Origin of the sequence: Mesorhizobium sp. M1163, from assembly GCF_040318415.1 — a bacterium.
Lineage (GTDB): Bacteria > Pseudomonadota > Alphaproteobacteria > Rhizobiales > Rhizobiaceae > Mesorhizobium.
Genome location: NZ_JAMYMF010000022.1, coordinates 96,695 through 121,211, shown reverse-complemented (window position 1 = coordinate 121,211; position 24,517 = coordinate 96,695). Strand labels below are relative to the sequence as shown.

At 64.2% G+C, this 24,517-nt stretch carries 20 protein-coding genes and 1 tRNA gene; 8 read left to right on the top strand and 13 right to left on the bottom strand.

Features of this window, described 5'->3' with window-relative positions:
• Window positions 1-106: 106 nt before the first annotated feature.
• Window positions 107-1,210 (bottom strand): saccharopine dehydrogenase family protein, encoded by a 1,104-nt coding sequence (locus tag NKH43_RS21155; protein WP_352859675.1) that lies wholly within the window; start codon window positions 1,208-1,210, stop codon window positions 107-109.
• Between the two features lie 123 nt (window positions 1,211-1,333).
• Between NKH43_RS21155 and NKH43_RS21150 the strand changes: the two genes are divergently transcribed.
• The 3 genes from NKH43_RS21150 to NKH43_RS21140 all read left to right on the top strand — a co-directional run bounded on the left by NKH43_RS21150 (window position 1,334) and on the right by NKH43_RS21140 (window position 3,727).
• Window positions 1,334-1,762, top strand: coding sequence for an Lrp/AsnC family transcriptional regulator (locus NKH43_RS21150; RefSeq protein ID WP_352587968.1), 429 nt, complete (start codon window positions 1,334-1,336; stop codon window positions 1,760-1,762).
• A gap of 341 nt (window positions 1,763-2,103) precedes the next feature.
• Window positions 2,104-2,469: a RidA family protein gene (locus tag NKH43_RS21145; protein WP_352815950.1), complete on the top strand. Its 366-nt coding sequence runs from the start codon at window positions 2,104-2,106 to the stop codon at window positions 2,467-2,469.
• Window positions 2,470-2,491: 22 nt separating this feature from the next.
• Window positions 2,492-3,727, top strand: a complete 1,236-nt coding sequence (locus NKH43_RS21140) for an amidohydrolase/deacetylase family metallohydrolase (protein WP_352845422.1) — start codon at window positions 2,492-2,494, stop codon at window positions 3,725-3,727.
• A gap of 171 nt (window positions 3,728-3,898) precedes the next feature.
• Here NKH43_RS21140 and NKH43_RS21135 read toward each other — a convergent pair whose 3' ends face one another.
• The 6 genes from NKH43_RS21135 to NKH43_RS21110 form a co-directional block, all read right to left on the bottom strand.
• Complete coding sequence (locus NKH43_RS21135) at window positions 3,899-5,680, bottom strand: NAD(P)-binding domain-containing protein (RefSeq protein WP_352859674.1); 1,782 nt, start codon at window positions 5,678-5,680, stop codon at window positions 3,899-3,901.
• A 139-nt stretch (window positions 5,681-5,819) separates the two neighbouring features.
• Entirely contained in the window at window positions 5,820-7,853 is a 2,034-nt protein-coding gene (locus NKH43_RS21130) for an aldo/keto reductase (protein WP_023720569.1), read from the bottom strand.
• Between the two features lie 56 nt (window positions 7,854-7,909).
• Window positions 7,910-9,007, bottom strand: coding sequence for an ABC transporter ATP-binding protein (locus tag NKH43_RS21125; RefSeq protein WP_023720570.1), 1,098 nt, complete (start codon window positions 9,005-9,007; stop codon window positions 7,910-7,912).
• 8 nt (window positions 9,008-9,015) lie between these two features.
• Entirely contained in the window at window positions 9,016-9,882 is an 867-nt protein-coding gene (locus NKH43_RS21120; RefSeq protein WP_352859673.1) for a carbohydrate ABC transporter permease, read from the bottom strand.
• Window positions 9,879-10,739, bottom strand: a complete 861-nt coding sequence (locus tag NKH43_RS21115) for a carbohydrate ABC transporter permease (RefSeq protein WP_352481102.1) — start codon at window positions 10,737-10,739, stop codon at window positions 9,879-9,881. The genes NKH43_RS21120 and NKH43_RS21115 overlap by 4 nt, the downstream gene beginning before the upstream one ends.
• 261 nt (window positions 10,740-11,000) lie before the next feature.
• Window positions 11,001-12,272: an extracellular solute-binding protein gene (locus tag NKH43_RS21110; RefSeq protein ID WP_352859672.1), complete on the bottom strand. Its 1,272-nt coding sequence runs from the start codon at window positions 12,270-12,272 to the stop codon at window positions 11,001-11,003.
• Window positions 12,273-12,378: 106 nt separating this feature from the next.
• On the opposite strand from NKH43_RS21110, the gene NKH43_RS21105 reads away from it, so the two are divergent.
• Window positions 12,379-13,251 (top strand): helix-turn-helix domain-containing protein, encoded by an 873-nt coding sequence (locus NKH43_RS21105; RefSeq protein WP_023720574.1) that lies wholly within the window; start codon window positions 12,379-12,381, stop codon window positions 13,249-13,251.
• A 15-nt stretch (window positions 13,252-13,266) separates the two neighbouring features.
• Here the strand turns inward: NKH43_RS21105 and NKH43_RS21100 are convergent, their stop codons facing one another.
• From NKH43_RS21100 to NKH43_RS21090, 3 genes are all read right to left on the bottom strand, one after another.
• Window positions 13,267-14,505, bottom strand: coding sequence for a M24 family metallopeptidase (locus NKH43_RS21100; protein WP_352859671.1), 1,239 nt, complete (start codon window positions 14,503-14,505; stop codon window positions 13,267-13,269).
• Window positions 14,506-14,821: 316 nt separating this feature from the next.
• Window positions 14,822-15,160 (bottom strand): hypothetical protein, encoded by a 339-nt coding sequence (locus tag NKH43_RS21095; RefSeq protein WP_023720576.1) that lies wholly within the window; start codon window positions 15,158-15,160, stop codon window positions 14,822-14,824.
• Window positions 15,161-15,438: 278 nt separating this feature from the next.
• A tRNA-Gly gene (locus NKH43_RS21090) sits at window positions 15,439-15,513 on the bottom strand.
• A 231-nt stretch (window positions 15,514-15,744) separates the two neighbouring features.
• On the opposite strand from NKH43_RS21090, the gene NKH43_RS21085 reads away from it, so the two are divergent.
• The 4 genes from NKH43_RS21085 (at window position 15,745) to NKH43_RS21070 (ending at window position 18,595) form a co-directional block, all read left to right on the top strand.
• Window positions 15,745-16,242 (top strand): prolyl-tRNA synthetase associated domain-containing protein, encoded by a 498-nt coding sequence (locus NKH43_RS21085; RefSeq protein WP_352481098.1) that lies wholly within the window; start codon window positions 15,745-15,747, stop codon window positions 16,240-16,242.
• Between the two features lie 86 nt (window positions 16,243-16,328).
• A complete protein-coding gene (trxA, locus tag NKH43_RS21080) occupies window positions 16,329-17,321 on the top strand; it encodes a thioredoxin (protein ID WP_352481097.1) in 993 nt (330 codons plus the stop codon).
• 163 nt (window positions 17,322-17,484) lie between these two features.
• Window positions 17,485-18,156 carry an LON peptidase substrate-binding domain-containing protein gene (locus NKH43_RS21075; RefSeq protein ID WP_023720579.1) on the top strand — a complete coding sequence of 224 codons (672 nt, stop codon included), beginning with the start codon at window positions 17,485-17,487 and terminating at the stop codon, window positions 18,154-18,156.
• Between the two features lie 202 nt (window positions 18,157-18,358).
• Entirely contained in the window at window positions 18,359-18,595 is a 237-nt protein-coding gene (locus tag NKH43_RS21070) for a Trm112 family protein (protein WP_023720580.1), read from the top strand.
• A gap of 90 nt (window positions 18,596-18,685) precedes the next feature.
• Here NKH43_RS21070 and NKH43_RS21065 read toward each other — a convergent pair whose 3' ends face one another.
• From NKH43_RS21065 to NKH43_RS21055, 3 genes are read right to left on the bottom strand one after another with little or no spacing between them, the layout of a single operon-like run.
• A complete protein-coding gene (locus tag NKH43_RS21065) occupies window positions 18,686-21,988 on the bottom strand; it encodes an error-prone DNA polymerase (RefSeq protein WP_352859669.1) in 3,303 nt (1,100 codons plus the stop codon).
• Window positions 21,985-23,463, bottom strand: a complete 1,479-nt coding sequence (locus tag NKH43_RS21060) for a DUF6504 family protein (RefSeq protein WP_352587983.1) — start codon at window positions 23,461-23,463, stop codon at window positions 21,985-21,987. The genes NKH43_RS21065 and NKH43_RS21060 overlap by 4 nt, the downstream gene beginning before the upstream one ends.
• Window positions 23,396-24,451 (bottom strand): ImuA family protein, encoded by a 1,056-nt coding sequence (locus NKH43_RS21055; RefSeq protein ID WP_352641078.1) that lies wholly within the window; start codon window positions 24,449-24,451, stop codon window positions 23,396-23,398. The genes NKH43_RS21060 and NKH43_RS21055 overlap by 68 nt, the downstream gene beginning before the upstream one ends.
• Between the last annotated feature and the right edge of the window lie 66 nt (window positions 24,452-24,517).

Below are 24,517 nucleotides of genomic sequence, written 5' to 3'. Positions count from 1 at the left end.
TTCCCATCAGCCATCGCATCAAGAAATGCGCCTGGAACGACGACTATCTCATCAATGCCATCACTCATATGCGATAGCCCTGCCTCAAGGGGGGAGATTACGCAGCTCAACCCGCCAGTCGGCTAACCATCTCGTGCTGCGCGTAGGCGCGGCCGAAGCGGTTGGCCAGGAAGGCGTCGAGCGCGATGTCCTCCTGCTTGATGAAGCCCTTTGCCGGCAAGGTGCCATCGGCCAGCATGTCGAGCACGGCGCAGATGGCGGAGGCAGTGGTGATCTGGATGGCGCTGCGTACCGTATCGCCGACACGCCTGGCGTAGATCTTGTTGGCGTAGGTCTCCTGCAGCAGGCGGCCGTTCTTGCGGCCGCTGACGGTGACGAAGACGATGACGACGTCCTGCAGCGTCGCCGGCAGGGCGCTTTCGAAAATGTCCTTCAGCACGTCGCGGCGGTGGCGCAGGCCGAGGTCGTTGAGCAGCGCCTTCATGATCGCGGCGTGGCCGGGGTAGCGGATGGTGCGGTAGTTCAGCGTCCGCACCTTGCCTTTCAGCGTTTCGGCCAGCGTGCCCAGCCCGCCCGAGGTGTTGAATGCCTCGTAGGTGACGCCGTCGAGCGAGAATTCTTCACGCTCCTCCAGCGGCGGCACTTCGACCAGCTCGCCTTCGACGATCGCCTCACAAGGCTCGCAATATTCGTTGATGACGCCGTCGGTGCTCCAGGTCAGATTGTAGTTCAGCGCATTCGACGGGTATTGCGGCAGCGCGCCAACCCGCATGCGCACGCTTTCCAGCGTGTCGAAGCGGCTGGCGAGATCGTTGGCAACGATCGAGACGAAGCCCGGCGCCAGCCCGCATTGCGGGATGAAGGCGCTGTTGCCGGAGCGCGCCAATTCCTTGACGCGCCTGGTGCTGACGACGTCCTCTGTCAGATCGAGATAGTGCACGCCGGCGCTGGCCGCCGCTTCGGCGATGCGCGTGGTCAGATGGAAGGGCGCAGCGCTGAGCACCGCGAACTTGCCGGCCAGGGCGGCTTCGAGGGTGCCGACGGCCTCGATATCGAGTTCCAGCGTCTCTACGCCGGCCGGCAGTTCGGCCGCGCCGAGCTGCGCAGCCGAGCGGTCGACCAGGGTGACATGGTAGTCGCCCGTGGATGCCAGCATCTCGGCTATGGTCGAGCCGATCTTGCCGGCGCCGACGACGATGATTTCCTTCATGACCGGTCCCTCGCACCAATATTAAATAGACGGCTAGAATCGCAGCTTGCCTGTCGAAAGGAAGCGTGGGATTGTGCAAAACGCAGTCTCTGTTTGATCAATACGCCGGCAAGGTTCGTCGAAATGCTTAGTGATGCCGACCAGGCGCTGCTTTCCCTGCTGCGCATCAATGCACGCGCCTCGACCGCCGAACTGGCGCGGCGGCTGGGCGTCTCACGGACGACGGTGCAGAGCCGGATCGAGCGGCTGGAGCAGCGCGGCACCATCACCGGCTACGGCGTCAGGCTTTCGCCGGATTACGAACAAGGACTGGTGCGGGCGCATGTCCTGCTCACCGTCACGCCCAAGCTTGCCGACAAGGTGGTGCGCAGCCTGCAGGCGCTGCCGCCGGTGCGGACGCTGCATTCGGTCAGCGGCAATTTCGACATGATCGTCATCGTCGAGGCGCCGTCGATCAGGGATCTCGACACGCTTCTCGACCAGATCGGCGCCATGGACGGGGTCGAGCGGACGTCGTCGTCGATCATCCTGTCGACGCGGATCGATCGCTGAGCGGGCTGGTGTCGCGGGTCAAGACGCTGGCGGGACAGCGCCCCCCTCTGCCCTGCCGGGCATCTCCCCCTTTTGGGGGGAGATCGGCAGCTTCGCTGGCAGCGCACCTTTTGCAAGGTCGGTGGTTGGCGAAATCAGTGATGACGGCCAATCTCCCACCTTGTGGGGGAGATGCCAAGTAGTGGGAAAGAGGGCAGGACAGAGGGGGGCGCGAAGGGTCACCGAGCGTGGTGACCAAGCTGGCGCTCCCGCAGCAAAGCGATATAGCTTCCAAAATGTTGGATGAGAACCGCGGTGGCAGGCATAAGGGCGGTCACGCAAGATTTCCAGAGGAGGCCTCCTTGCCCAAGCAGTGTTTCGGAAAATCCCATGTGCCGTTGTCGCCGGCGGTCAGGGCCGGCGATTTCGTCTATGTCTCCGGCCAGGTGCCGGTCGGCGGCGACGGGCTGGTGGTCAAGGGCGGCATCGCCGAGCAGACCGAACAGGTGCTGTCGAACATCAAGGCGGCACTGGCGCTGGCCGGCTGCACGCTGGACGATGTGATCAAGACCACGGTCTGGCTCGAGGACGCGCGCGACTTCGGCATCTTCAACACGGTCTATGCCCGGCATTTCCCGAAAGATCCGCCGGCACGCACGACTGTGGAGTCACGGCTTATGATCGACATCAAGATCGAGGTCGAAGCCGTCGCCTACAGGCCGGCCTGACGGAAAAGCGGAGACAGGCGCAATGCAATTCGATCTCCTGATAAAAGGCGGCCGCCTCATCGATCCGGCGTCCGGCCTCGACGCACAACGCGATCTGGCGATTGCCGACGGCCGTATCGCCGCGATCGACACCGAAATCCCCTTCGAACGTGCAGCCCGCGTCATCGACGCCACGGGCTCCATCGTCGCGCCCGGCCTGATCGACCTGCACAGCCATGTCTATTGGGGCGGCACGTCGCTCGGCGTCGATGCCGACCGGCTTGCGGCGAAGAGCGGCACCACCACCTTCATCGATGCCGGAAGCGCCGGCGCCGGCAATTTCCTCGGCTTTCGCCGCCACGTCATAGAGCGCTCGAAAGTCCGCATCCTGGCCTACGTCAACATTTCCTTTGCCGGCATATTCGGCTTCTCGCAGACCGTGGCGGTCGGCGAGTGCAGCGACCTCCGGCTCTGCGAACCGCGCGAAACGGTGGCGGCGGCGCGCGAGCACGCGGACGTGGTTGTCGGTGTCAAGGTCCGCTCGGGTCGCCATGCCGGTGGCACCAGCGGCATCGCGCCGGTCGATCTCGCGCTCGAAGCCGCCGACAAGGCCGGCCTGCCGCTGATGGCGCATATAGACGAGCCGCCGCCCGGCCGCTCGGAAGTGCTGCCGCGGCTGCGCAAGGGCGACATCCTCACCCACTGCTTCCGGCCGTTTCCCAACGCGCCGGTCTTCGCCTCGGGGGCGGTGCGGCCGGATATGCGGCTGGCGCGCGAGCGCGGCGTCATCTTCGACCTCGGCCACGGCATGGGCTCGTTCGATTTCGAGGTGGCCAAAGCGATGCTCAGCGAGGGTCTGGCGCCGGACGTGATCAGCAGCGACGTGCATCTCTACTGCGTCGACGGGCCGGCCTTCGACATCCTGGTCTGCATGTCGAAACTGCTGGCGCTCGGCATGCCACTGGTCGAGGTGCTGCGCGCCGCAACGCAGCGGCCAGCGGAAGCGATCGCCAGGCCAGATCTCGGCAGGCTGGCGATTGGCGTGGTCGGTGACGTCGCGGTGCTGCGTCTGCGTCCAGGCCACTTCACCTTTGTCGATTCGGTCGGCGCCTCGCTGGTCGCCGAGCAAAGGCTGGTCTCGGCCGGCATCGTGGTCGGCGGCACCTGGTGGCCGAACGAGGCGGTGGACGATCTCGGCGAGACCGAACGCTTCGAAGCGCATGCGCACGACACGCATGTCGAGGTGGCGAGCCGGCATTTCGGACATAGCCACGATTGACGGCGATGTGGCTCCCCTTCTCCCCTTGTTGTGGGAGAAGGTGTCGCCGAAGGCGACGGATGAGGGGTGCTCCAGCTTGGCACCCACGGCGATCCGTCCAACACCCCTCATCCGTCTCGGCGCTACGCGCCGATCCACCTTCTCGCACAAGGGGAGAAGGGAAAGGCGGCCCTATCGCACCGGCGCTCCATAGACTGGCGTCGGAATGCCTTCCATGCGCGCCTTGATCTGCAGCGCCACGAATTTTGAATAGAAGCGCGACAGCGCAAGATTGCCGCCGTGGAACCACAGCGCTTCCTGCGCTGTCGGCTTCCACATGTTGCGCAACTCGCCTTGCCACGGACCCGGGTCGCCTTTCACGCCCGAGCCAATCCCCCAGCACGGCCCGACCTTGTCGGCGACGTCGCGCGAAACGATCGCCGCCACTGTCTCGTTCATCGAGAGATAGCCGGTGCAGGCGATGATTGCGTCGGCCGCCAGTTCCGTGCCGTCGTCGAAGAGGATGCCTGTCGGCGTCAGCGACTTGATCCCGACGCCGCTACGGATGCCGATCTCGCCGTCGATGATCAGATCGCAGGCGCCGACGTCGATGTAGAAGCCCGAGCCGGTGCGGTAGGCCTTCATCAGGAGCCCAGTCTCGTCGTCGCCGAAATCGATGGCGAAGCCGGCGCTGCGCAAGCGGTCGTAGAAGGCAGCATCGCGCGCCTTGATGACGTCGTAAAGCGCCCGCTGGCCTTGCGGCAGCAGCGCGAACGGCGTCGAGGCGACGATCATGTCGGCCTTTTCAGTGGTGATGCCGCGGGCCAGCGCCTTTTCCGAGAAGATCTCGAAGCCGATCTCCATCAGCGTGTCCGACTTGACCACCGTCGTCGGCGACCGCTGGACCATGGTCACCTCGGCGCCGCTCTCCCAGAGATCGACGCCGACGTCATGGCCGGAACTTGCCGCGCCGACGACGGCGACCCTTTTGCCGCGGAATTTCTCGCCGCTGGAATACTGGCTGGAATGCAGGATTTCGCCGTTGAAGACCTCGGCGCCCGGCAGGTCGATGCGCCTGGGCGGGCCATAAGCACCGGTCGCGAAGACGATGTGCTTCGGCTTCAGCGTGATGCGCTCGCCGGCGCGGTCGAGCTCGACCGTCCAGACCTTTTCGGTCTCGTCATAGGAGGCACTGACGCATGTCGTGGAGGTCCAGTAATTGAGCTCCATGACGCGCGTATACATCTCCAGCCAGTCGCCCATCTTGTCCTTGGGCGTGAACACCGGCCAGTTCTCGGGAAACGGGATGTAGGGCAGATGGTCGTACCAGACCGGGTCGTGCAGCACGAGCGAGCGATAGCGGCTGCGCCAGGAATCGCCGGCCTGGGCGTTCTTCTCGATGACGATGGCCGGCACGCCCAATTGCCTGAGCCGCGCCCCCAGCATGATGCCGCCCTGGCCGCCGCCGATGACCAGGCAATAGGGCTGCTGGCTAACGCCGAGGTCACGCGCCTCGCGGCGCCTTGCCTCCAGCCAGGTTTCGCGTTCCGGATCGGCCTTGTGGCGGACGCCCAGCGGCCGCGCCGGGCCTTTGCGCTCTTCAAACCCCTTGAGATCGCTCATCGCCGTGAACAGCGTCCGGCACTTGCCGTCCCTGAGGCGCATGATGCCTTGGCCCCACGCCGATGACGTCTCGAAAGAAAACCAGGCTTCGATGGTGCCTTCGTCCGAAGTCGCTTCGCCGCTGAGCTGCCATTGAGCAGGCCTTGTGGTTGCCAGCGTTGCCGCCAGCATGTCGCGGATCGCGGCCGCCCCCTCCATCGTCTTGATGTTCCAGGTGAAGGTCAAAAGATCGCGCCAGTAGCAGTCCTCGACGAACAGATTGGTTGCGGCCTCGACGTCGCCCGCTTCGAGCGCTCGCGCAAAAGAACCGAGCCAGGTGGCCGCCTGTTTCGACGGTGAGATGTCGAGCATCTGTCTTCCCTATCTTCCAGTGACGTTTGCGCTGCCGCCATTCTTACCCTGTCCCGGTTCTTTGCGGGAGAGGGTGAGGGCAGCGCAAACAGTCCGGAAGCTATGGCGCAGCGCAAGGTTGAAGCGACTGCCGCTGCTGTCAGGCCCGCGCGCGGGCCTGATCCGAACCGCTATCCAGCCATGCAAGATCGTCCGGCGAAAGTGAGATGTCGAGCGCCTGGAGGCTGTCTTCCAATTCGTCGAGCGAGCGGGGCCCGATCAGCGGGACGGACGGGAAGGGCTGCGCCAGGACGTAGGCGAGCGCGACGTGGATCGGGCTTTTGCCCAGCCGCTTGGCGAGCTCGATGGCACGGTCGCGACGGCCGAAATTCTTGTCCGAGTACCAGACCCGGACCAACTCCTCATTGTCGCGCCGGTCGCGGCCGGCGCGGTCGGTGAAGAAGCCGCGGCCCTGGCTCGACCAGGCGAAATTCGGCATCTGCCGGGCGGTGAGCCAGGCCTTCCACGCGTCGCTGGAGGAGGTGACACAGCCTGCCCAGATCGGCTCCAGCATCTCGGCCAAGGAGAAATTGTTGGAAAGCGCGCCGGGCTTCTGCTTGCCGGTGCGCTCGGCATAGGCAATCGCCTCGTCCATGCGTTCCATCGTCCAGTTCGAGCCGCCGAACGGACCGCGGATGCGGCCGGCCTTGACCTCGCGGTCCATCGCATCGACGAATTCGTCGACCGGCACGTCCGGATTGTCGCGGTGCATGAAATAAACGTCGATATGGTCGGTCTGCAGCCGCTCGAGCGACTGGGTGAGCTGCTTGCCGATGACGTCGGGATAGCAGAGCGGCGAGTGCGCGCCCTTGCCGATGACCACGGATTGCTCGCGCACGCCGCGGTTTTTCAGCCATTGGCCAAGCAGGGTCTCGGTATAGCCGGAACCGTAGACGAAGGCGGTGTCGAACAGATTGCCGCCGGCCTCGAAATAGGCGTCGAGCAGGATGGCGCCCGACGAAAAGGTGCGGAAATCCTCGAAGCCGAGCGCCAGGCACGAGGCCCGCCGCGGCAGGCCCGGAATGCTGCGCTTGGAGATGGCGGTCCCGCCGGAGCGCAGCTTCCGTCCGGAGATCGTGTTGACGCGCTTTGCCGGTTTCTCGATGTCGTATTCGAGCCCGATCGCGGCACGCCATTTGTCGAGCACGCGCAGATTGCCGAGACTGTCGGCCCAGCCCATGCCGGGCCAGGCGAACTCCTGCTTCCCGCCGAGAATGGCCTCGCCGGCGGCGTCGACCTCGAACGCGTAAAGCCAGCCGTCCTCCTTGACCTCGACCACCTCGGTGTTACCCGGACGGATGATGCGGATTTCGCCGGTGCCGCCTTGCTGGCCGCCGGCATACCAGAAGTCCGCCACCTCGATGCGGCCTTTGCTGCCGAGAATGCGCAAGACATTGTCCTGAGCGAGCGAGATGCTGCAGGAGACTTCCGCGACGATGCCGCCCGGAAAATGCAACAGCGCCGACGCCCATTCGTCGACACCGGATTGGCCGAGATGCGCAGTACCCACCACTTTGTCCGGCTCGGCGAAGGGCTTTCCCGCCGCGGCGCCGGCAATCAGCCGCGCCATCGACACGGGATAGCCGCCGACATCGAGGATGCCGCCGCCGGCAAGATCCTTGGCGTAAAGCCGGTGCTCCGGCATGAAGCCCGGCATGGCGAAGCCGAAGCTGGATTTGATCATCTTGATCTCGCCGATCGCACCGGCACTGATCAGCTCGACCAGCTTGGCCGTCTGCGGATGCAGCCGGTACATGAAGGCTTCGCCGAGAAAGGTGCCGGCCTTGCGCGCCGCATGGATCATCGCGTCGGCCTCGAAGGCGGTCAGGCCAAGCGGCTTTTCGCAAAGCACATGCTTTCCGGCCTCGGCTGCCTTGATCGCCCATTCGGCATGGCTCGGATGCGGCGTCGAAATATAGATCGCGTCGACATCCGGATCGCCAAGCAAAGCCTCGTAGCCGTCGAGGATGCGGGCGCCGGGGAAAGCCTCGGTGAGCCCGGCCTTGCCGGGATTGCGCGCCCCTAAGGCGACCAAGGTGCCGGTGCGCGAATGGGCGACGCCGCCGGCAAAGGCCTTGGCGATGTTGCCGGGCCCGAGAATGCCCCAGCGAATTTTTTCTGGTTTGGAAGTCATGTCAAATCTCCGTGGGGTGGCCGCGAGCAATCGCGATCGGACAAAAGAAAGATGGGTTAGCGAATGCGTGCGCCGGTGGCGTCGAAGAGAAGCGAGCGGTCGGCCTTGATCGACACCACCAGGTCGTCGCCGTTGGCGCGATGCCGTGAGGCCTCGCGCTCGATGATCAGTTCTTCGCGCCCGCCCCCGGTCCCGGAATTGGCATAGACATAGCTCACCGATCCCAAGTGCTCGGCGACGTCGGCCTTGAGGGTAAGGTCGCAATCGCCCTGGCCGGCGTCGAAGAAATGCTCCGGCCGCACGCCAACCACGACATCGCCGCCTATCGCAGGCAAGGCATCGGAAAGCGGCTTGCGCAGTCGCACGCCGCGATGGTTGACCAGCTCCACGATCGCCGCGCTGTTGTCGGTTCCGACCACTTTCGCCGCCAGAAAATTCATCTTCGGCGAGCCGACGAAGCCGGCAACGAAGCGGTTGGCGGGGTCGTCGTAGAGATCGAGCGGCGCGCCGATCTGCTCGATATTACCGGCGTTGAGCACGACGATCCTGTCGGCCAGCGTCATCGCCTCGGTCTGGTCGTGCGTCACATAGACCATGGTAACGCCAAGCTCCTTGTGAAGGCGCGATATCTCGACGCGCATCTGCACCCGGAGCTCGGCATCGAGATTGCTGAGCGGTTCGTCGAACAGGAACACTTGCGGCTCGCGCACGATGGCGCGGCCGATGGCGACGCGCTGGCGCTGGCCGCCCGACAATTGCCGCGGCCGCCGCTTCATCAGCTCGGCGATGCGCAGGATTTCGGAAGCCCGCTTCACCCGCCGCTCGGTATCTGCCTTGGGGTTGCCGGTCATTCTCAGGCCGAAGCTCAGATTCTGCTCAACCGTCATGTGCGGATAGAGCGCGTAGGACTGGAACACCATGGCGATGCCGCGATCGGCCGCCTCGACGTCGTTCACCACCTTGCCGCCAATGGCGATCTCGCCGTCGCTGATGTCCTCGAGCCCGGCGATCATCCGGAGCAGCGTGGACTTGCCGCAGCCGGAAGGGCCGACGAAGACGACGAATTCGCCGTCATCGATATCGATATTGGCGCCGTGGACGATCTCGAAGACGCCGAAGCGCTTGATGACGTTTTTGAGTGTGACTGCCGCCATGCTGATCCTTACTTGATAGCGCCGGCGGCGATGCCGGCGACGAAATGGCGCTGCAGAAGCACGAACACGACGAGCATTGGCGCCGTCAGCATCACCGCGCCCGCCATGATGCCGCCCCAGGACACCTTGGTGAGACCGATCAGCGTGCCGAGCGCCACGGGCGCGGTCATTGCGCCCGGCTTGGAATTGATCAGCAGCGGCCAGAGATAGTTGTTCCAGGAGGCAAGGAACAGGATGATGGCGAGCGCTGCCAGCATCGGCCGCGCCAGAGGCAGTGCGACGAACAGGAATATCCGCCATTCCTTGACGCCCTCGACCTTGGCGGCGTCGAACAGTTCGTGCGGCATCATCGAAAAGCTCTGCCGCATGAAGAGCACGCCCAGCGAATTGAACAGCGGCGGCACGATCAGCGCCACCCAGGTGTTGGCGAGCTTGAAGTCGCGCGCCACCATGATGAATTGCGGGATCAGCACGACCGCATAGGGCAGCGTGATGGTGCCGAAGATGATGGCGACGACCATGCCCTTGCCGAAGAAGTTGTAACGCGCCAGCGCCCAGCCGGCCATCGAGGTCAGCATCACCGACAGGAAGGTGTAGGTCACCGCCACCGAGACGGAGATGCTGATGGCACCGATGAAATTGGTGCCGCGCTGCAGATTGCTGACATTGTCGAGGAAATTGCCGTGCGGCAAAAGCTCGATGTCGGGGCTGAAGATGCCGTTGTCGGGCATCGTGGAAAAGACCACCATCATCCACAGCGGAAACAGCCAGACCAGCGCCAGCGGCGTCAGGAACAGATGCAGCGCGATGCTGCGGCCCAATCTGGCCTGGGAACGGCCGACCCGGGAATGGCTGATTGGGGAGCGCGAGGTCATTTCGGTTCCCTCGTCAGCCATATCTGCACCAGCGAAATGGCAATCGCCAGTCCGGCCATGGTGTAGGCGATGGCCGAAGCGTAGCCGAAATTGAGCGACCGGAAGCCCTGGCGATAAAGCAGCAGCCCGAGCGTTTCGGTGCCGCCGCCCGGCCCGCCGCGCTCGGTGATTAGGAAGGGCTCGGTGAACAGCTGCATGGTGCCGATGATCGACAGCACGGCGCAGAACACGATGATCGGCTTGAGCAGCGGCAGCGTGATGTAGAAGAACTGTTTGACCTTGCTGACCCGGTCCAGGGTCGCCGCCTCGTAAACATCCTCGGGGATGGACTGCAGGCCGGCGAGCAGGATGATGGCGTTGTAGCCGGCCCAGCGCCACGTCACCGCCATCATGATGACCGCCATCGCCGGGGTGACGTTGGTAAACCAGTCGACGTTGGGCAGGCCGATGCTGTTCAGCAATTTGTTGATGATGCCGTAGTCCAGATTGAACATCAGCCGGAAAACCGCCGAATAGGCGACCTCGCCGACCACGACCGGCGCGAAGAAGGCAAAGCGGAACAGGCCACGCGCCTTGAGCAGCGGCGAGTTCAAAAGCACCGCCATCACAATCGCTAGCGAAATCATCACCGGCACCTGGATGACAAGGATCAGCAATGTGTTCTTCAAGGCATTGAAGAAGGCCGGATCGCCGATCAGCCGGCCCCAGTTGAAGGTCGGCGCGAACCGCCACGGCACGGTGCGCGTCGCCTGGAACGAGATCAGGAAGGAATCGATGATCGGCCACAGCCAGAAGATCGAGAAGATCAGCAGATAGGGCGCAAGGAAGCGATACGCCGTGGCGTTCTGGTAGCGCATCGTTCTCCTCCTTTCTGCTTTCGCCTGCTGGGGCGCGCGGTGTTGATGTTTCAGGTGATGCGGCGCCGCAAACGGCGGCTTGTTCGAAGGCCGGTGCCGCCCCTCATCCGCCTGCCGGCACCTTCTCCCCGTAAGTGACGGGGAGAAGGGGCTGGGCCGCAACGCTGGTGACCCCCTCTCCCCGTTCTTCACGGGGAGAGGGTAAGGGTGAGGGGCAGCGCAAGCGCCCGGTAACTGACTCTGGGATCATTCCGTGTCAGATCACGACTTGACCGGCAGGCCGGTCGCCGCGGCGATCTGGCTTGCGGCATCGTCGAGCGCTGCCTTGGCGTCGGGATAGCCCCCGGCCAGATATTTGGTCTGCACCGCGCGGATGATGATTTCGGCGTCGCTCTGGAACGGCGTACCGCGGCTGGGGACGACCTTGGGCAGGGTGCCGAGGATGTCCTTCCACACGGCTTGGCCACCCCAATAGGGCAGGCCCTCGGAGACATAAGGGTCGTTGAGCGCCGAAATCAGCGACGGCACCAGGCCGAAGCCTTTCAGCATGGTGATCTGGCCCTCATTCGTCCCTAGCGTGTATTTCAGATAGGCGTAGGCGGCTTCCTTGTTCTTCGACACCGAGGTGATGGCGAGCGAGGAGCCGCCGAGATTGGCGGCGCGCGGACCGTCGGCGGTCAGGCTCGGCATCAAATAGACGCCCCATTTGCCTGTCCCATCGGGCGATTCGGTGCGCACAGTGCCTTCATACCAGCCGCCATACATCTGCGTGGCGACCTTGCCGGCGGTGTTGTTGGTGATCTTGGTGCTCCAGTCGGCAGAGGAAATGATGCCGGCGTCCTTCATCTCCTTGATCTTGGTCATGGCATCGACGCATTTGGGCTGGTTGACCGTGATCGATTGACCATCGGCGGAGAAGTAGGCGCAGCCCTGCTCGTTGGAGATCATGCGGAAGAATTCGGAATCGCCGTTGAAATCGGCGTTGGTCATCGTGACGCCGGGATTGGCGGCCTGGATCTTCTTGGCGGCAGCGATGAAATCGTCCCAGGTCTGGATCGAGGACGGATCGACGCCGGCCTTCTCGTAGAAGTCGCGTCGGTAGAACATCGCCACCGGCCCCGAATCCCACGGCATCGCATAGGCCTTGTCGTCCACCTCGAGCTCGGTGCGCTTGAAGTCGGGGAATTTTGCCTGGTCTTCCGCGGTGTAGCCGAGCGTGTGCAGGTCGACGAAGCAATCCGGGAACTGGCTCCAGTAGTTTTCCGCTTCGCCGTTCTCGATCGTCACGATGTCCGGCAGGCCCTCGCCACCGGCGGCACAGCCGGCGATCGACTTGTCGTAGGTCGGCTGGTTGCCGAGGTCCTCGACCGTGACCTTGATGTCGGGAAACTGCTTGTTGAAGCCCGCTATGGTGGCCTTCAGCGACGAAGCGGCGATATTCCAGCTCCAGATCGTGATTTCACCGGACTGCGGAAAGGCCGGGCTGGAGCCCAAGGCAAGCGCGAGCGCGGCGCAGGTCAATTTTATGCGCATTGAAATCCTCCCATTTCAGTTGCTCTCTGTTTGCGAGCGTGGCTAGACTAGGCCTCGGGAAAGCCTTGTCCGCGACAAAGGGAATAAGAAATGAGCGGAAAGTAAGATGCCGGAAAGGCCGTTTTACCAGCCTGGCGCCAGCAGCGTGGAGGGCCTGCCGCTGCTGCTGCAGATGTTTCACACCCAGCCCCTGGTGATGCTCAAGCCGCATTGGCACGCCCAGGTCGAGGTGAATTTCATCGTGCGCGGGGCCGTGCATTACCGCATGGACGGGCACGAGCTTTCGCTCTCTGCTGGCGACATGTGTCTGTTCTGGGGCGGCCTGCCGCACCAGATGGACGAAGCCTCCGACGATGCCATCTATGCCGGCGCGCATCTGCCGCTGGTGCATTTCTTCCGGCTGCATTTGCCGGTCGACGTCCGCAACAGGCTGATGACGGGCGCGACGCTGGTAACCGACGCCACCGACCGGTCGGACGACCACAATTTCGAGCGCTGGAACCGCTATGCCCGCTCCGGCGACCCGGTCAAGGCCGAGCATGCCGTCAACGAGCTTTTGCTGCGGCTGGAGCGGGTGCGCTTCGAGCCTTACCGGCTCGCCCCCGAAACCCCGGTCGAACAGGAGATAGGCAGTCCCTTCGATCAGCAATCGCTGCGCAATGTCGGGCGCATGTGCGACTTCATCGCCGAGAATTTCCTCTACGAGATCGATTGCGTCGACATCGCCGCGGCGGCCGACATCCATCCCAAATACGCCATGAGCATCTTCAAGAAATCGACCGGCATGACGCTCAACGAATATGTGAATCTGCTGCGCCTCAGCTACGCGCAGGCGCTGCTGATGCATCAGGATGCCAATGTACTGCGCGTCGCCATGGAATCGGGCTTCGGCTCGCTCAGCGCCTTCAACAAATCGTTCCGCAAGCTTGCCGGCATGTCGCCGTCGGATTTCCGCAGGGGCGTGGCCGGCGCCAGGTAAGGGCACCGGCTGGATTCAGCCTATAGTCCCCAGGCGCCTCGGCAAGTGGTTCATCGGCAGCGGCCCGTTCGCGGTGATCAGGAACTGGTCTTCGAGATTGAAGCTGGCGAGACCGTCGATGTAGAGCGGGATCTCGAATGCCAGCACCATGCCAGCTTCGATCACGACATCGCTGTCGGCCGAGATGAACGGCCATTGCTCGGAAAACACGGAATGGCCGACGCTGTGGCCGAAATGGCCGCGGCGATAGGAACGCAGGCCCTGGCGCGCCAGGCTTTCGCTGGCGGCGCGATGCACGCCGGCGAACGGCTTTCCGGGCATAAGCGCGGCAAGCCCATCGGCGAAGGCGCGCTCGGCTATCGCATGCAATTCGGCCTGTTCGGGCGACGGCGGCCCGAAGGTGAAATTCCTCGACATGTCGGAGGCATAGCCGTTCACGCTGCAGACCATGTCGGCCTTCAGCGGATCGCCGGCGGTGGCTGCCACATCGGCGCTTTTGGGCCGAGCGCCCAGTGTGACGTATTCCGCCGTCGAGATTTGCAGCGAGGACCCGGCGGCTGCTTCGGCGACGCCTTGCCGGTAGAGCGCGACCAGCTCCGACTGACGCATGCCGGTCGCCGCATGCTGCTGCAGTCGCGACAGGCCGGTTTCCGACAGGACGATGCCCTGCCGCAGAAGGTCGATCTCGCTTTGCGATTTGATTGCCAGCAGCCTGTCGAGGATCGGCGAGCCGTTGACCAGGGCCGTGCCGGGCAACATCGCCTGCATCGCGGACAAATCGCTGGCCGAGACAAAATCCAGCTCGATGCCGAGCGTTGCACGCTCCAGCCCGAATTCGGCGAGCATCGTCTTCAGCTCGCGGACAGAGCGGGCAAGCTCGAAGGTCGCTGGACGTGCAAAACCGGGGGCGCGGCCAACCAGGCCGGCCTCGATGCGCTGCGCAACGGGCCGGCCGGCTGTCGCCGGCTCAAGCGACGCGGATTCGATCCAGATCGGATGCGTGCGCACCACGGCATCCGCCACCGCCGCCCGGAGCTGGGCAGCCTGGAAATCGGCAACCACTACGCCGATCGGCAGGTCGTCTCGTCTCGGGATGACCACGAAACCGGCGCCGGCCCGGCGGAACAGGCCGGCCGGGCCGATCCAGGCGCCGGTGGCATATTGGAATGCCTCAGGCTCGCAAAGCACCAATGCCTCGATATTGGCACGCTGCATCAGGTCTGTTGCGCGTTCTCGGTCGACAAAGCCGGTCACGGGATCTCCTCGCATGCAATCGAATCCGACGCCGATGCGGCGGCGTTTGGCCTCAGCGTAGCTTCAGGGCCGCTGTGGAGCAGCTTTTTTCTGGAAGCGCTGTTGACCTGCCGACCCTAAAAGCGCGGTGCGTTCGACCGGCCTCATGCGACGCGCTTCAGGTTCTTGTTTCATGCATGTCGGTGTCGCAAAACCGCTGCACAGTTTTGCGCGACATGCATCAAAGGCCTTGAGAGTTCGAACGCCAGGCGGGGAAACGAAAAAAAGCCGCGGCGAACCACGGCTTTCAACGCGACAAGTTGTCAGTTTCGAATGCTTACTCGGTTTCGTCAGAGGTGTCGTCGGCAGTGTTTGCCGCGTCTTTCGCGGCCTTCCTATCCAGCGCTGCCTGCAAGGCCAGGGTGGCCTGCGGTGAGGCCGGTGTCGTGGCAACGACCGCCATTGCATGAGCAACTCCGGTCGTCGACTTGTCCTTGGCCGCGGCCGAGGTGGCGGCTCCGTGTCCCTGCGAGCCGGCCCCAGCCGAGTTTCCGCCGTTGCCGTGGCTGCCGCCATTGCCGTTCCCGCCGCCATTGCCGCCGGGGGCAGCGAGGACCGGAGACGCGACAAGGGTGAGAGCGGCCGCCGCTGCGAATAGATAGGTGCGCGTTTTCATAATTCCTCCTTCGAGTGGCCCTCCCGCCAGGATGGGTTCCAGTGAGAAACGTGAGGACTTTCCAAAGTGGAGCCCGCTGTCCAACAAGTTCCGTTCAAATAGAGCATTCTGCAAGACGGACCTTGGTCCGAGGACGACACGCAAAAGTCCTGAATTCTATCTGCAGCGTACTTGGCGCGACCGCAGCGCCTGCTGGCAAGTGCGTCCTGTGCCGCCCAAATGCGAAAAAGCCGCGGCGGACCGCGGCTTTTCGATGCTTGATTTCCCTTGAGAGAAACTGGAGCGGGTGAAGCGATTCGAACGCTCGACCCCAACCTTGGCAAGGTTGTGCTCTACCCCTGAGCTACACCCGCTCGCGCGGCTTTCGGGCCGCAAGCCGCGCCTATATGGCTGAAGAGCGCGGCGATTGCAACAGGGAATTCGCAGGCTTTTTGCTTCGCCGGCAATGCGGACAAGCCGTCCCGCGACACGTCGCAAGGCAATCACCCCTGCATTGCGCGACGGGCTTGTCTTGGCCGCATCATTGGCCGTAAACGGCGTAGGCCGAACAAGCCGTTGAAAGCGGGCCATCAGAAGAAAGACCGATGCCGAAGACCGAAGCCGACCTTTTCGCCTTTCTTGCCGGACTCGGGATCGAGGTATCGACACAGCGGCATCCGCCGCTGTTCACTGTCGCCGATTCGCAGGTGCTGCGCGGCGAGATCGCCGGCGGCCACACCAAGAACCTGTTCCTCAAGGACAAGAAAGATAATTTCTTCCTGGTCAGCGTCGGCGAGGAGGCGGTGGTCGATCTAAAGCAGATCCATCATCTGATCGGCGCCGCGGGCCGCGTGTCTTTCGGCCGGCCGGAGATGCTGATGGTGCTTCTCGGCGTCGTCCCGGGCGCGGTCACCGTTTTCGGGCTGATCAACGACACGGAGCGAAGGGTCAAGGTCGTTCTCGACGAGGAGCTGATGAGCCATGCTGTGGTCAACGCCCACCCGCTGACCAATGAGGCGACGACTTCCATCGCCGCCACGGACCTGGTCAAATTCGTCGAGGCAACCGGACATGATGCTGTTATCTTGAAAGTCTCGGCATGATCGCCACATGGGTGACTGAAACCGGGTTCTGAAGAAGGATGTTGCGCCTGTCCCTTGGCCGGCGGCGCGACCGAAAGGGCGACGAGATGAGCGATAGCAACCCATTTGGCCGCCCATTTGGCAGCAATGGCGGTCAGTATGCCACCACCGTGCAGTATGGCGGCACCGATGCCGCGCGTGAGAAGGTCGCACTTGCGGAGGTGCCGGCCGACGTCATCAAGGACACCACGACCGCTGGATTTGCCGCCGACGTCATCCAGGAATCGCGCCGCCAGCCGGTGCTGGTCGATTTCTGGGCGCCATGGTGCGGCCCCTGCAAGCAATTGACCCCGCTGCTGGAAAAGGCGGTGAAAGCCGCCGGCGGCAAGGTCAAGCTGGTCAAGATGAACATCGACGACCATCCATCGATCGCCGGCCAGCTCGGCATCCAGTCGATACCGGCGGTCATTGCCTTCAAGGACGGCCAGCCGGTCGACGGCTTCATGGGCGCCATTCCCGAGAGCCAGATCACGCAATTCATCCAGAAGGTCGGCGGCAAGGATGGTGGCGCACCGCAAGTGGCCGAGGCGCTGGCCGCGGCCGCCGAGGCGCGCGAGGCCGGTGACGTGCAGACCGCGGCCGACATCTACGACGCTATCCTGGAACAGGCGCCGGAGACGATCGAGGCGATCGCCGGCTTGGGCGATCTGCTGTTCGAGGCCGGCGATACCGAAGGTGCCGATGCGATGCTGGCGCGGGCGCCGGAGGCAAAGAAGGATGCGCCGCAGCTCGCCGCGCTGCGCGCCAAGATGGCGCTCGCCGCGCAAGCAGCAGTGCTCGGCAATCCGGCGGAACTGGAACGGCGGCTGGCCGAAAATCCCGGGGATCACCAGGCGCGGTTCGAGCTTGCGATGATCCAGAACGCCAAGGGTGATCGCATGGCGGCGGCCGACAATCTGCTGGCGATCATCAAGGCCGACCGCTCGTGGAACGACGATGGCGCCAGAACCCAGTTGCTGCAGCTCTTCGAGGCATGGGGCATGACCGACGAGGCAACGCTGTCGGCACGGCGCAAACTGTCGTCGCTGCTGTTTTCCTGAGCCGGCGCAGACTGTTTTGTCCGGCGGGCTTGCGGTCGGCGGCGGCTGCGCCAAATTAGGTTTTCGGACGGCATTCGATTTCGGGTTTCCGGTGTCGCGCCTTGTGCCGGCCGGGAGGAGACGGGTTTGGTGCGCTTCCTAACGAAGCGATCGGAGGATTGAGGTGCAGGCGGGAAACGCGCATTACCGGCTCGCTGCGGACTTACCGTCGACCATGCCGATCTTTCCGCTTGAGGGCGCATTGCTGCTGCCGGGAGGCCGCATGCCGCTCAACATCTTCGAGCCGCGCTATCTGCAGATGGTCGATGAGGCGATCGCCGGGGCGCGGCTGATCGGCATGATCCAGCCCAGCCTCGACGGTGCGCTGCGTCCCGACGGCGAGCCGGAACTCTGCAATGTCGGCTGTGCCGGGCGCATCATCGCGCTGTCCGAGAGCGGCGACGGTCGTTATCTGATTTCGCTGCAGGGCGTGTGCCGGTTCCGCATTGTCCAGGAACTCACCGTCAGGACGCCGTTTCGCCAGTGCCGGTTGGCACCCTTTCTCACCGATCTCGACGACGACCAGGCGGAAGCCGAGATCGACCGGCCGGCGCTGCTCAAAGCGTTTCGCGCCTATCTGCAGGCCAACGATCTGGAGGCCGACTGGGAAAGCGTCAGCCGCGCCGAAAACGCCATGCTGGTCAACGCGCTGTCGATGATGGCGCCCTACGGGCCGGCCGAGAAACAGGCGCTGCTCGAAGCGGCCGATCTAAAGACACGTGCCGAAACGCTGATCGCCATCACCGAAATGGCGCTGGCGCGCGACAATGAGGATTTCGGTTCGAGTTTGCAGTAGGCTCTTGCCTTCTCCCCTTGTGGGAGAAGGTGGATTGGCGCGCAGCGCCGAGACGGTTGAGGGGTGCTGGACGGAGTGCCGTCGGTGCCAAGCTGGAACACCCCTCATCCGACCGAGGTTCGCTCGGCCACCTTCTCCTACAAGGGGAGAAGGGAAGTCCGCGCGCGAAACCCCGAAGTTGCCTTGTGGAAGGACGGATCGAATGGCGGATGGACGTGACGGGAACAGGACTGTCGATCCCAAGCTGCTGGAACTGCTGGCCTGCCCGCTGACCAAGGGGCCGCTTGCCTGGGATCCGGAGCGCGGCGAGCTTGTCTCGCGGGTGGCAAAGCTTGCCTATCCGGTGCGGGACGGCATTCCGATCATGCTGCCATCGGAGGCGCGGGTCATCGCCATAGACGATGCCATGCCACCGCCGCGCCTGGGTGGCTCGGAATAAGGGCCGCTCCGCAGCGATCCTTCGCGCCCCCCTCTGTCCTGCCGTCATCAAATTCTGCACCGCAGCAACGCTCTGACGAAGACAGGGGGCCTATTGAAAATTGCGTCCCTTGGGCATGACCTTCTCCGCCTTTCCCAATAATTCCGTTTGCGCGATGCTGCCCGGCCGAGCCTCGTCTGTACGGCTCGAAGGCTCAGGTCCTGCCTCTTCCAGCAGCACCGACAGCCACGGCGTCAGATCCTCGACCTTCTCGGCGACGATATGGATGACGTCCGATTCCGATTGCAGCTTGCCGGTGACGCGGATGAGACGTGCGCCCATGACGATGGGGCGGAAGCGGTCGAAAGTCCTTTCCCAGAAAATGATGTTGGCGACCGCATTCTCGTCTTCCAGCGTCAGGAAAATCGCCTTGCCATTGCCCGGCCGCTGCCGCACCAGCACGAGGCCGGCGACCGAAACGCGCCGGCCGTCCCGCACCTGGCCGAGCCGCGCATTGGGCGTGATGCCGGACCGATCCAGCCTTTGACGCAGGAAGGCGACCGGGTGCGCCTTCAGCGACAGGCCGAGCGAGCGGTAGTCGTGGACGACGTGCTCGCCGAGCGGCATTGTCGGGAGCCGGGTTTCAGGCTCGAGATCGCGCAAGCGGATCGCCGGCTGATCGAACAGCGGCAGCTTTTCGGCGGCACTCTTGCCGTCGAGCGCGCGGACCGCCCATAGAGCGTCGCGGCGGTTCAATCCAAGCGAGCGGAAGGCGTCGGCCTGCGCCAGCTTTTCGATCTCGTCGACGTTGAGGCCCGAGCGCAGCCAGACATCGCGCACGGATGTGTAGCCGTCGCCGCGCCTCACCACAAATGCTTCCATGCGCTCCTTCGACAGGCCTTTGACCTGGCGAAAGCCAAGCCGGACGGCATGGCTGGTCCGGATGACACCGCGCATTTGAACATGGCGGTCGAGAATGCGGGCCGGATCGAAAGGCGATTGCTCCAAGGCGCAATCCCAGCCGGAAAAGTTGACGTCGACCTCTCGGATCTCGACGCCATGATCATGCGCGTCGCGGACAAGCTGAGCCGGCTGGTAAAAACCCATCGGCTGGGAATTCAGAATCGCGGCGCAGAACACGTCGGGATAGAAGGTCTTGAACCAGCAGGAGGCATAGACCAGCAGGGCGAAGGAGGCGGCATGGCTTTCGGGAAAGCCGTATTCGCCAAAGCCCTCGATCTGCTTGAAGCAACGCTCGGCGAAGTCTTTTTCGTAGCCCTTGGCAACCATGCCGTCGACCATCCTCTTGCGGTAATTGCCGATCGTGCCGGTGCGCTTGAAGGTGGCCATGGCGCGGCGCAATTCATCGGCCTCGCCCGGCCTGAAGCCGCCGGCAACGATGGCAATCTTCATTGCCTGTTCCTGGAACAGCGGCACGCCCAGCGTCCTGCCGAGTATTTTTTCCAGTTCCGGCTTCGGGTATTCGGGCTTTTCCTTGCCTTGCCGGCGGCGCAGATAAGGGTGGACCATGTCACCCTGGATCGGGCCGGGCCGCACGATTGCCACCTCGATGACGAGATCGTAGAAGTTTTTCGGCCGCAGCCGCGGCAGCATCGACATCTGCGCGCGCGATTCGATCTGGAAGACGCCGATCGTGTCGGCGCGGCAGATCATGTCGTAGACATGTTTGTCCTCGGCCGGGAGAGTGGCCAACACATAGGGTTGGCCATATGCGTCCCGCGCCTCGGGATAATGATCCTGGAGCAGGGTGAAGGCGCGCTGCAGGCAGGTCAGCATGCCGAGCGCCAGCACGTCCACTTTAAGGATTTTCACCGCGTCGAGGTCGTCCTTGTCCCACTCGACCATCTTGCGCTCGTCCATCGCCGTCTTGACGATGGGTACGATCTCGTCGAGCCGGTCCCTTGTGATGACGAAACCGCCGACATGCTGCGACAAATGGCGGGGAAAGCCCATGATCTCGTTGGCGCATTCGATCACATGCCTTGTCGAGGGATCGGTCTGATCGAGGCCGCCGGCTTTTGTCTCCTTTTCGCCGAGCTCCGAGGTCGACCAGCCCCAGATCGAACTGGACAGCGCGCTCCGGACGTCGTCCGACAGGCCCATCGCCTTGGCCACTTCGCGCACCGCAGAGCGGCCGCGGTAGCTGACGACGGCGGCGGCCAGCGCGGTGCGCTTGGTGCTGTATTTGGAATAGATGTACTGGATGACCTCCTCGCGCTTTTCATGCTCGAAATCGACATCGATGTCGGGCGGCTCGTTTCTTTCTTCGGAAATGAAGCGCTCGAAAAGCGTGTCGATCTTGTCCGGGCCAACTTCGGTGATGCCGATGCAGAAGCAGACGATCGAGTTGGCGGCGGAGCCGCGCCCCTGGCAGAGAATGTTCTGGCTGCGGGCGAATTTGACGATGTCGTAGACAGTCAGGAAATAGCGCGCGTAGTTCAGGCGCTCGATCAGAGCGAGCTCCTCCTCGATGCGCTGCGTCACAAAAGCGGGCACGCCCGAGGGGTAGCGGATGGCGGCCCCCTCCTTGGCCAGCCTTTCCAGCTCGGCCTGTGGCCCGAGGCCCGATTCCGTCGGCTCGTCGGGGTAGTTGTATTGCAGGTCACTGAGCGAGAAGCTCAGCTCGCCGGCAAAACGCAGCGTTTCCGCCAGCGCTTGCGGATGCCTGCGGAAAAGCCGTGCCATCTCCAGCGGTAGCTTTAAATGACGCTCGGCATTGGCCGCCAGTTCCAGCCCCACCTCGGCGACGGGCACATTGAGGCGGATCGCCGTCAGCACGTCCTGCAGCGGGCGCCGTTCCGACGTATGGTAGAGCACATCGTTGGTCGCCATCAGCGGGATGCCGGCCAGTTCGGCCATCGCCGCCGCCTGCTCGATACGGAAGCGGTCGCTGCCGCGGTAATCCGGCGAAACCGCAAACCGCAGGCTTTCGCCGAAGCGATCCGTGAGCCGGCTAAGCACAGCAAGGCTATCGGCCGCGCCCGTCGACACATCCGGCAGGATGGCCAGCGACAAGAGATCGCCCCATTCGAGAAGATCGCTTTGTTTGAGAAGCGTTGCTCCCTTTTCGTTTTCGTCGCGCAAATTGGCCTGCGTCAGCATGCGGCAGAGATGGCCCCAGCCCTTGCGGTTCTGCGGGTAAGCGAGAATGTCCGGCGTGCCGTCGCAAAATACCAGGCGGCAGCCGGGATGATAGGAAACACCCTCCACCTTGGCCTGCTGCCAGGCGCGCACGACGCCCGCCACCGTATTGCGGTCGGCGAGCCCGATCGCTGAAAACCCCATGAATTTCGCCGCGACCACCAGCTCCTCCGGTTTCGAGGCGCCGCGCAGGAACGAGAAGTTCGACTGGATGCCGAATTCGGCATAGGGAACGGCTGTCAGCGCATTCATGCGAAGACTCCATGCATGAACCAGCGCGGAGCGGGCTGCGAGGCGCCGTAGAGGCCTTGGCGGTAAAGCCAGTAACGGCGGCCGTCGGCATCCTCGATGCGGAAATAGTCCCGGGTCGGCGCATCTTCCCGTCCCGCCGCCTCTCGCCACCATTCAGGCGCAATGCGCTCCGGCCCTTCGGCGCGCGCGACCCGGTAGAGCGCGCGCCGCCAGCGGAAGTTCAAAGGTGGGCCTTCCGGCATTTCGGTGGCCGGCACCTCGATCGGCTCGGGCGAACGGAAAAGCCGGATCGGCCGTTCCGGCTGGAAGACGGTCGTGGGAGCATCCTTCACCTTGTCCGGCTGCTTCGGCGGCGAGCTTCTCTGCGGCGCTTCGGCGAAGGGAATGGCGGCGACGGCGCGCTCCGGCAGATGGCTCTCGACGGCGACCGGCTTCAAGACCGCGCCTTCGCCGAGCCGGGCGCGGATGCGGTCGGCAAAAAGCGCGATGTCGGCGCCCCCGTCGTTCGTCTCGCCGGCAAGGTCTGCCTGCTGCATGTCGAAGGCGGCGGCGGTCAGCACCGAGAGGCGCACGAGATCGAAACCATAGCCGGCGTCGATATCCTGTTCGAGCGCGGCAAGCCTTTCGTGAAACAATTTCTGGATCAGCAGCGGCTCGCGCAAAGGTCGCGAGGTGCCGACGGCGATGCGGCTGACGCCGCCATCGACGCGAAAGAGCAGCAGCGCCAGCCGCCTTGCGCCCTCGCCGCGACGCTCGAGGTCCTTCTTCAATGTGGCCGCCAGCATGCCTGTCAGCCGCTCGATGTCCTCGGTCAGCATGATCGGCTCGGCGAGGTGGCGTTCGACCGAAAGCGGCGCGACCGGCAGGCGCGGCGACACGGCTTCGTCGAGGCGGCCGAGCGCCTGGTCGAGGCGCAATAGCAGCGATGCGCCGAAGCGGCGGGCCAGCGGCGCGCGCGGTGCCGCCATGACGGCGCCCGCCGTGCGCAGGCCGACGCTTTCGAGGCTGGCGCGGACCTCTGGATCGATGCGCAGTGCCGCCAACGGCAAGGGCGCGAGAAGCGCTTCCTCCTCACCATCGGGAACGATGCGGTCGCCGGCAAACCGCGCCGCCGCCCAGGCCGAGCCCGGCGTGGCGGCAAGCCCGGCGCGGACATCGAAGCCCTGATGGAAAAAACGCGACAGGATGTCGTCCAGCATCGAGCGTTCGCCGCCGAAAAGATGGGTGCAGCCGGTGACGTCGAGATAGAGGCCATCGGCCCCGTCGAGCGCCACCAGCGGGGTATAGCGGTCGCACCAGTCGGCGAGGCCTTCGAGCAGGCGCCGGTCGGCTTCCGGATCGGCCTCCACGATGTCGATCGAGGGATGCATGGCGCGTGCATCGGCTATGCCCATGCCGCGTTTCAGGTTAAGCGCCTCGGCCCGCTCGTCGAGGGCGGCGATGCGCTGGGCGTTCCGGTCGCGGTGACTGATCACCAGCGGCAGGTGATCCGACGGCCGGGAACGCCAGGACCGCCCCAGGCGCTGCCGCAGGATCCTCTCGGCGGCGAGATGTGGAAACCACAGGGACAGGATTCTTTGCCCATTCCTCGCCCCGTCTTTCTTCGAATATGCGTTCATCGGGGTTCCACTCCAGTGTGAATTTTCCGGGCAAGGCAGTGCGGCTCTTGCCGATGGTGATGGTGAAGGCGGGCCGGCCGATCGAGCCGGCGAGCGGCCCGGCGATCGTCTCGCGCGCTGCCGCCGGTGCCGCCGACAGGATGAGGCGGACGGGCGCTGCCGTCGGCTCGGGCTCGCCGGCCTGGCGCAGCAGGAACAGCGGCCGGCCGGCACTCTGCGCCCGGGCGTGCAGCCGCCGCGTCGCGGTGAGATCCAGCCGCTGCGGGTTGCCACGGATTTCGAGGATGACTGCGGCCAGCGCCGTCATCCTGGCGGCCTCCTCGGCGACCCACAGCGCATCGAGCAGCCTTGGCGCCTCGGAAAACAGCAATTGCTCCGGCTCGATGCCGAAGAAGGCGTGAAGCCCCCCGGCATAGGGAAAGCCGGCCTCGCGGAAAACCTCGGATGTGCCGATCCACAGCACCGGCAGTCGCGGCCCCTGGCTGAGGATCAGGCTGATGAGCGACAGGACAAAACCGGCGACTGCTCCGGCATCGCGGGTCGCGGCGCCATGAAACTCGCTCAGCGCCGCCTTCGGCAGGCCGCCGCTCAGCGCAGCATCGAGGCGCTCGGCACCGGTGCGCAAAAACGCATCGGGCGGCGCCACGGCGAGGCCGCGACGGACAATCGTCAGATTCCGAGCGGGTGTCGGATTCCGAGAGGATGCCAGACTCTGGCGAGGCACATCCGCGTCAAACGACGAACCGGCCGGCGCTTCCAGGCGCTCGGACAAGGTCCCTTCGATCTTCGCGATCTGGCGGCGCAGGGCAAAAACAGTCTCCCGCGCCACGGCGCTTGTCGCCATGACGGTCAGCTTCCACTCACAATTGTTCCTGTTATGTTCCTATAGATTCCAGAGGGCGGCCAAAGA

Coding starts and splice junctions, on each gene's coding strand:
- NKH43_RS21155 (WP_352859675.1), bottom strand. CDS start 1,210: ATGAAGGAAATCATCGTCGTCGGCGCCGGCAAGATCGGCTCGACCATA.
- NKH43_RS21150 (WP_352587968.1), top strand. CDS start 1,334: ATGCTTAGTGATGCCGACCAGGCGCTGCTTTCCCTGCTGCGCATCAAT.
- NKH43_RS21140 (WP_352845422.1), top strand. CDS start 2,492: ATGCAATTCGATCTCCTGATAAAAGGCGGCCGCCTCATCGATCCGGCG.
- NKH43_RS21135 (WP_352859674.1), bottom strand. CDS start 5,680: ATGCTCGACATCTCACCGTCGAAACAGGCGGCCACCTGGCTCGGTTCT.
- NKH43_RS21130 (WP_023720569.1), bottom strand. CDS start 7,853: ATGACTTCCAAACCAGAAAAAATTCGCTGGGGCATTCTCGGGCCCGGC.
- NKH43_RS21125 (WP_023720570.1), bottom strand. CDS start 9,007: ATGGCGGCAGTCACACTCAAAAACGTCATCAAGCGCTTCGGCGTCTTC.
- NKH43_RS21120 (WP_352859673.1), bottom strand. CDS start 9,882: ATGACCTCGCGCTCCCCAATCAGCCATTCCCGGGTCGGCCGTTCCCAG.
- NKH43_RS21115 (WP_352481102.1), bottom strand. CDS start 10,739: ATGCGCTACCAGAACGCCACGGCGTATCGCTTCCTTGCGCCCTATCTG.
- NKH43_RS21110 (WP_352859672.1), bottom strand. CDS start 12,272: ATGCGCATAAAATTGACCTGCGCCGCGCTCGCGCTTGCCTTGGGCTCC.
- NKH43_RS21105 (WP_023720574.1), top strand. CDS start 12,379: ATGCCGGAAAGGCCGTTTTACCAGCCTGGCGCCAGCAGCGTGGAGGGC.
- NKH43_RS21095 (WP_023720576.1), bottom strand. CDS start 15,160: ATGAAAACGCGCACCTATCTATTCGCAGCGGCGGCCGCTCTCACCCTT.
- NKH43_RS21085 (WP_352481098.1), top strand. CDS start 15,745: ATGCCGAAGACCGAAGCCGACCTTTTCGCCTTTCTTGCCGGACTCGGG.
- trxA (WP_352481097.1), top strand. CDS start 16,329: ATGAGCGATAGCAACCCATTTGGCCGCCCATTTGGCAGCAATGGCGGT.
- NKH43_RS21070 (WP_023720580.1), top strand. CDS start 18,359: ATGGCGGATGGACGTGACGGGAACAGGACTGTCGATCCCAAGCTGCTG.
- NKH43_RS21065 (WP_352859669.1), bottom strand. CDS start 21,988: ATGAATGCGCTGACAGCCGTTCCCTATGCCGAATTCGGCATCCAGTCG.
- NKH43_RS21055 (WP_352641078.1), bottom strand. CDS start 24,451: ATGGCGACAAGCGCCGTGGCGCGGGAGACTGTTTTTGCCCTGCGCCGC.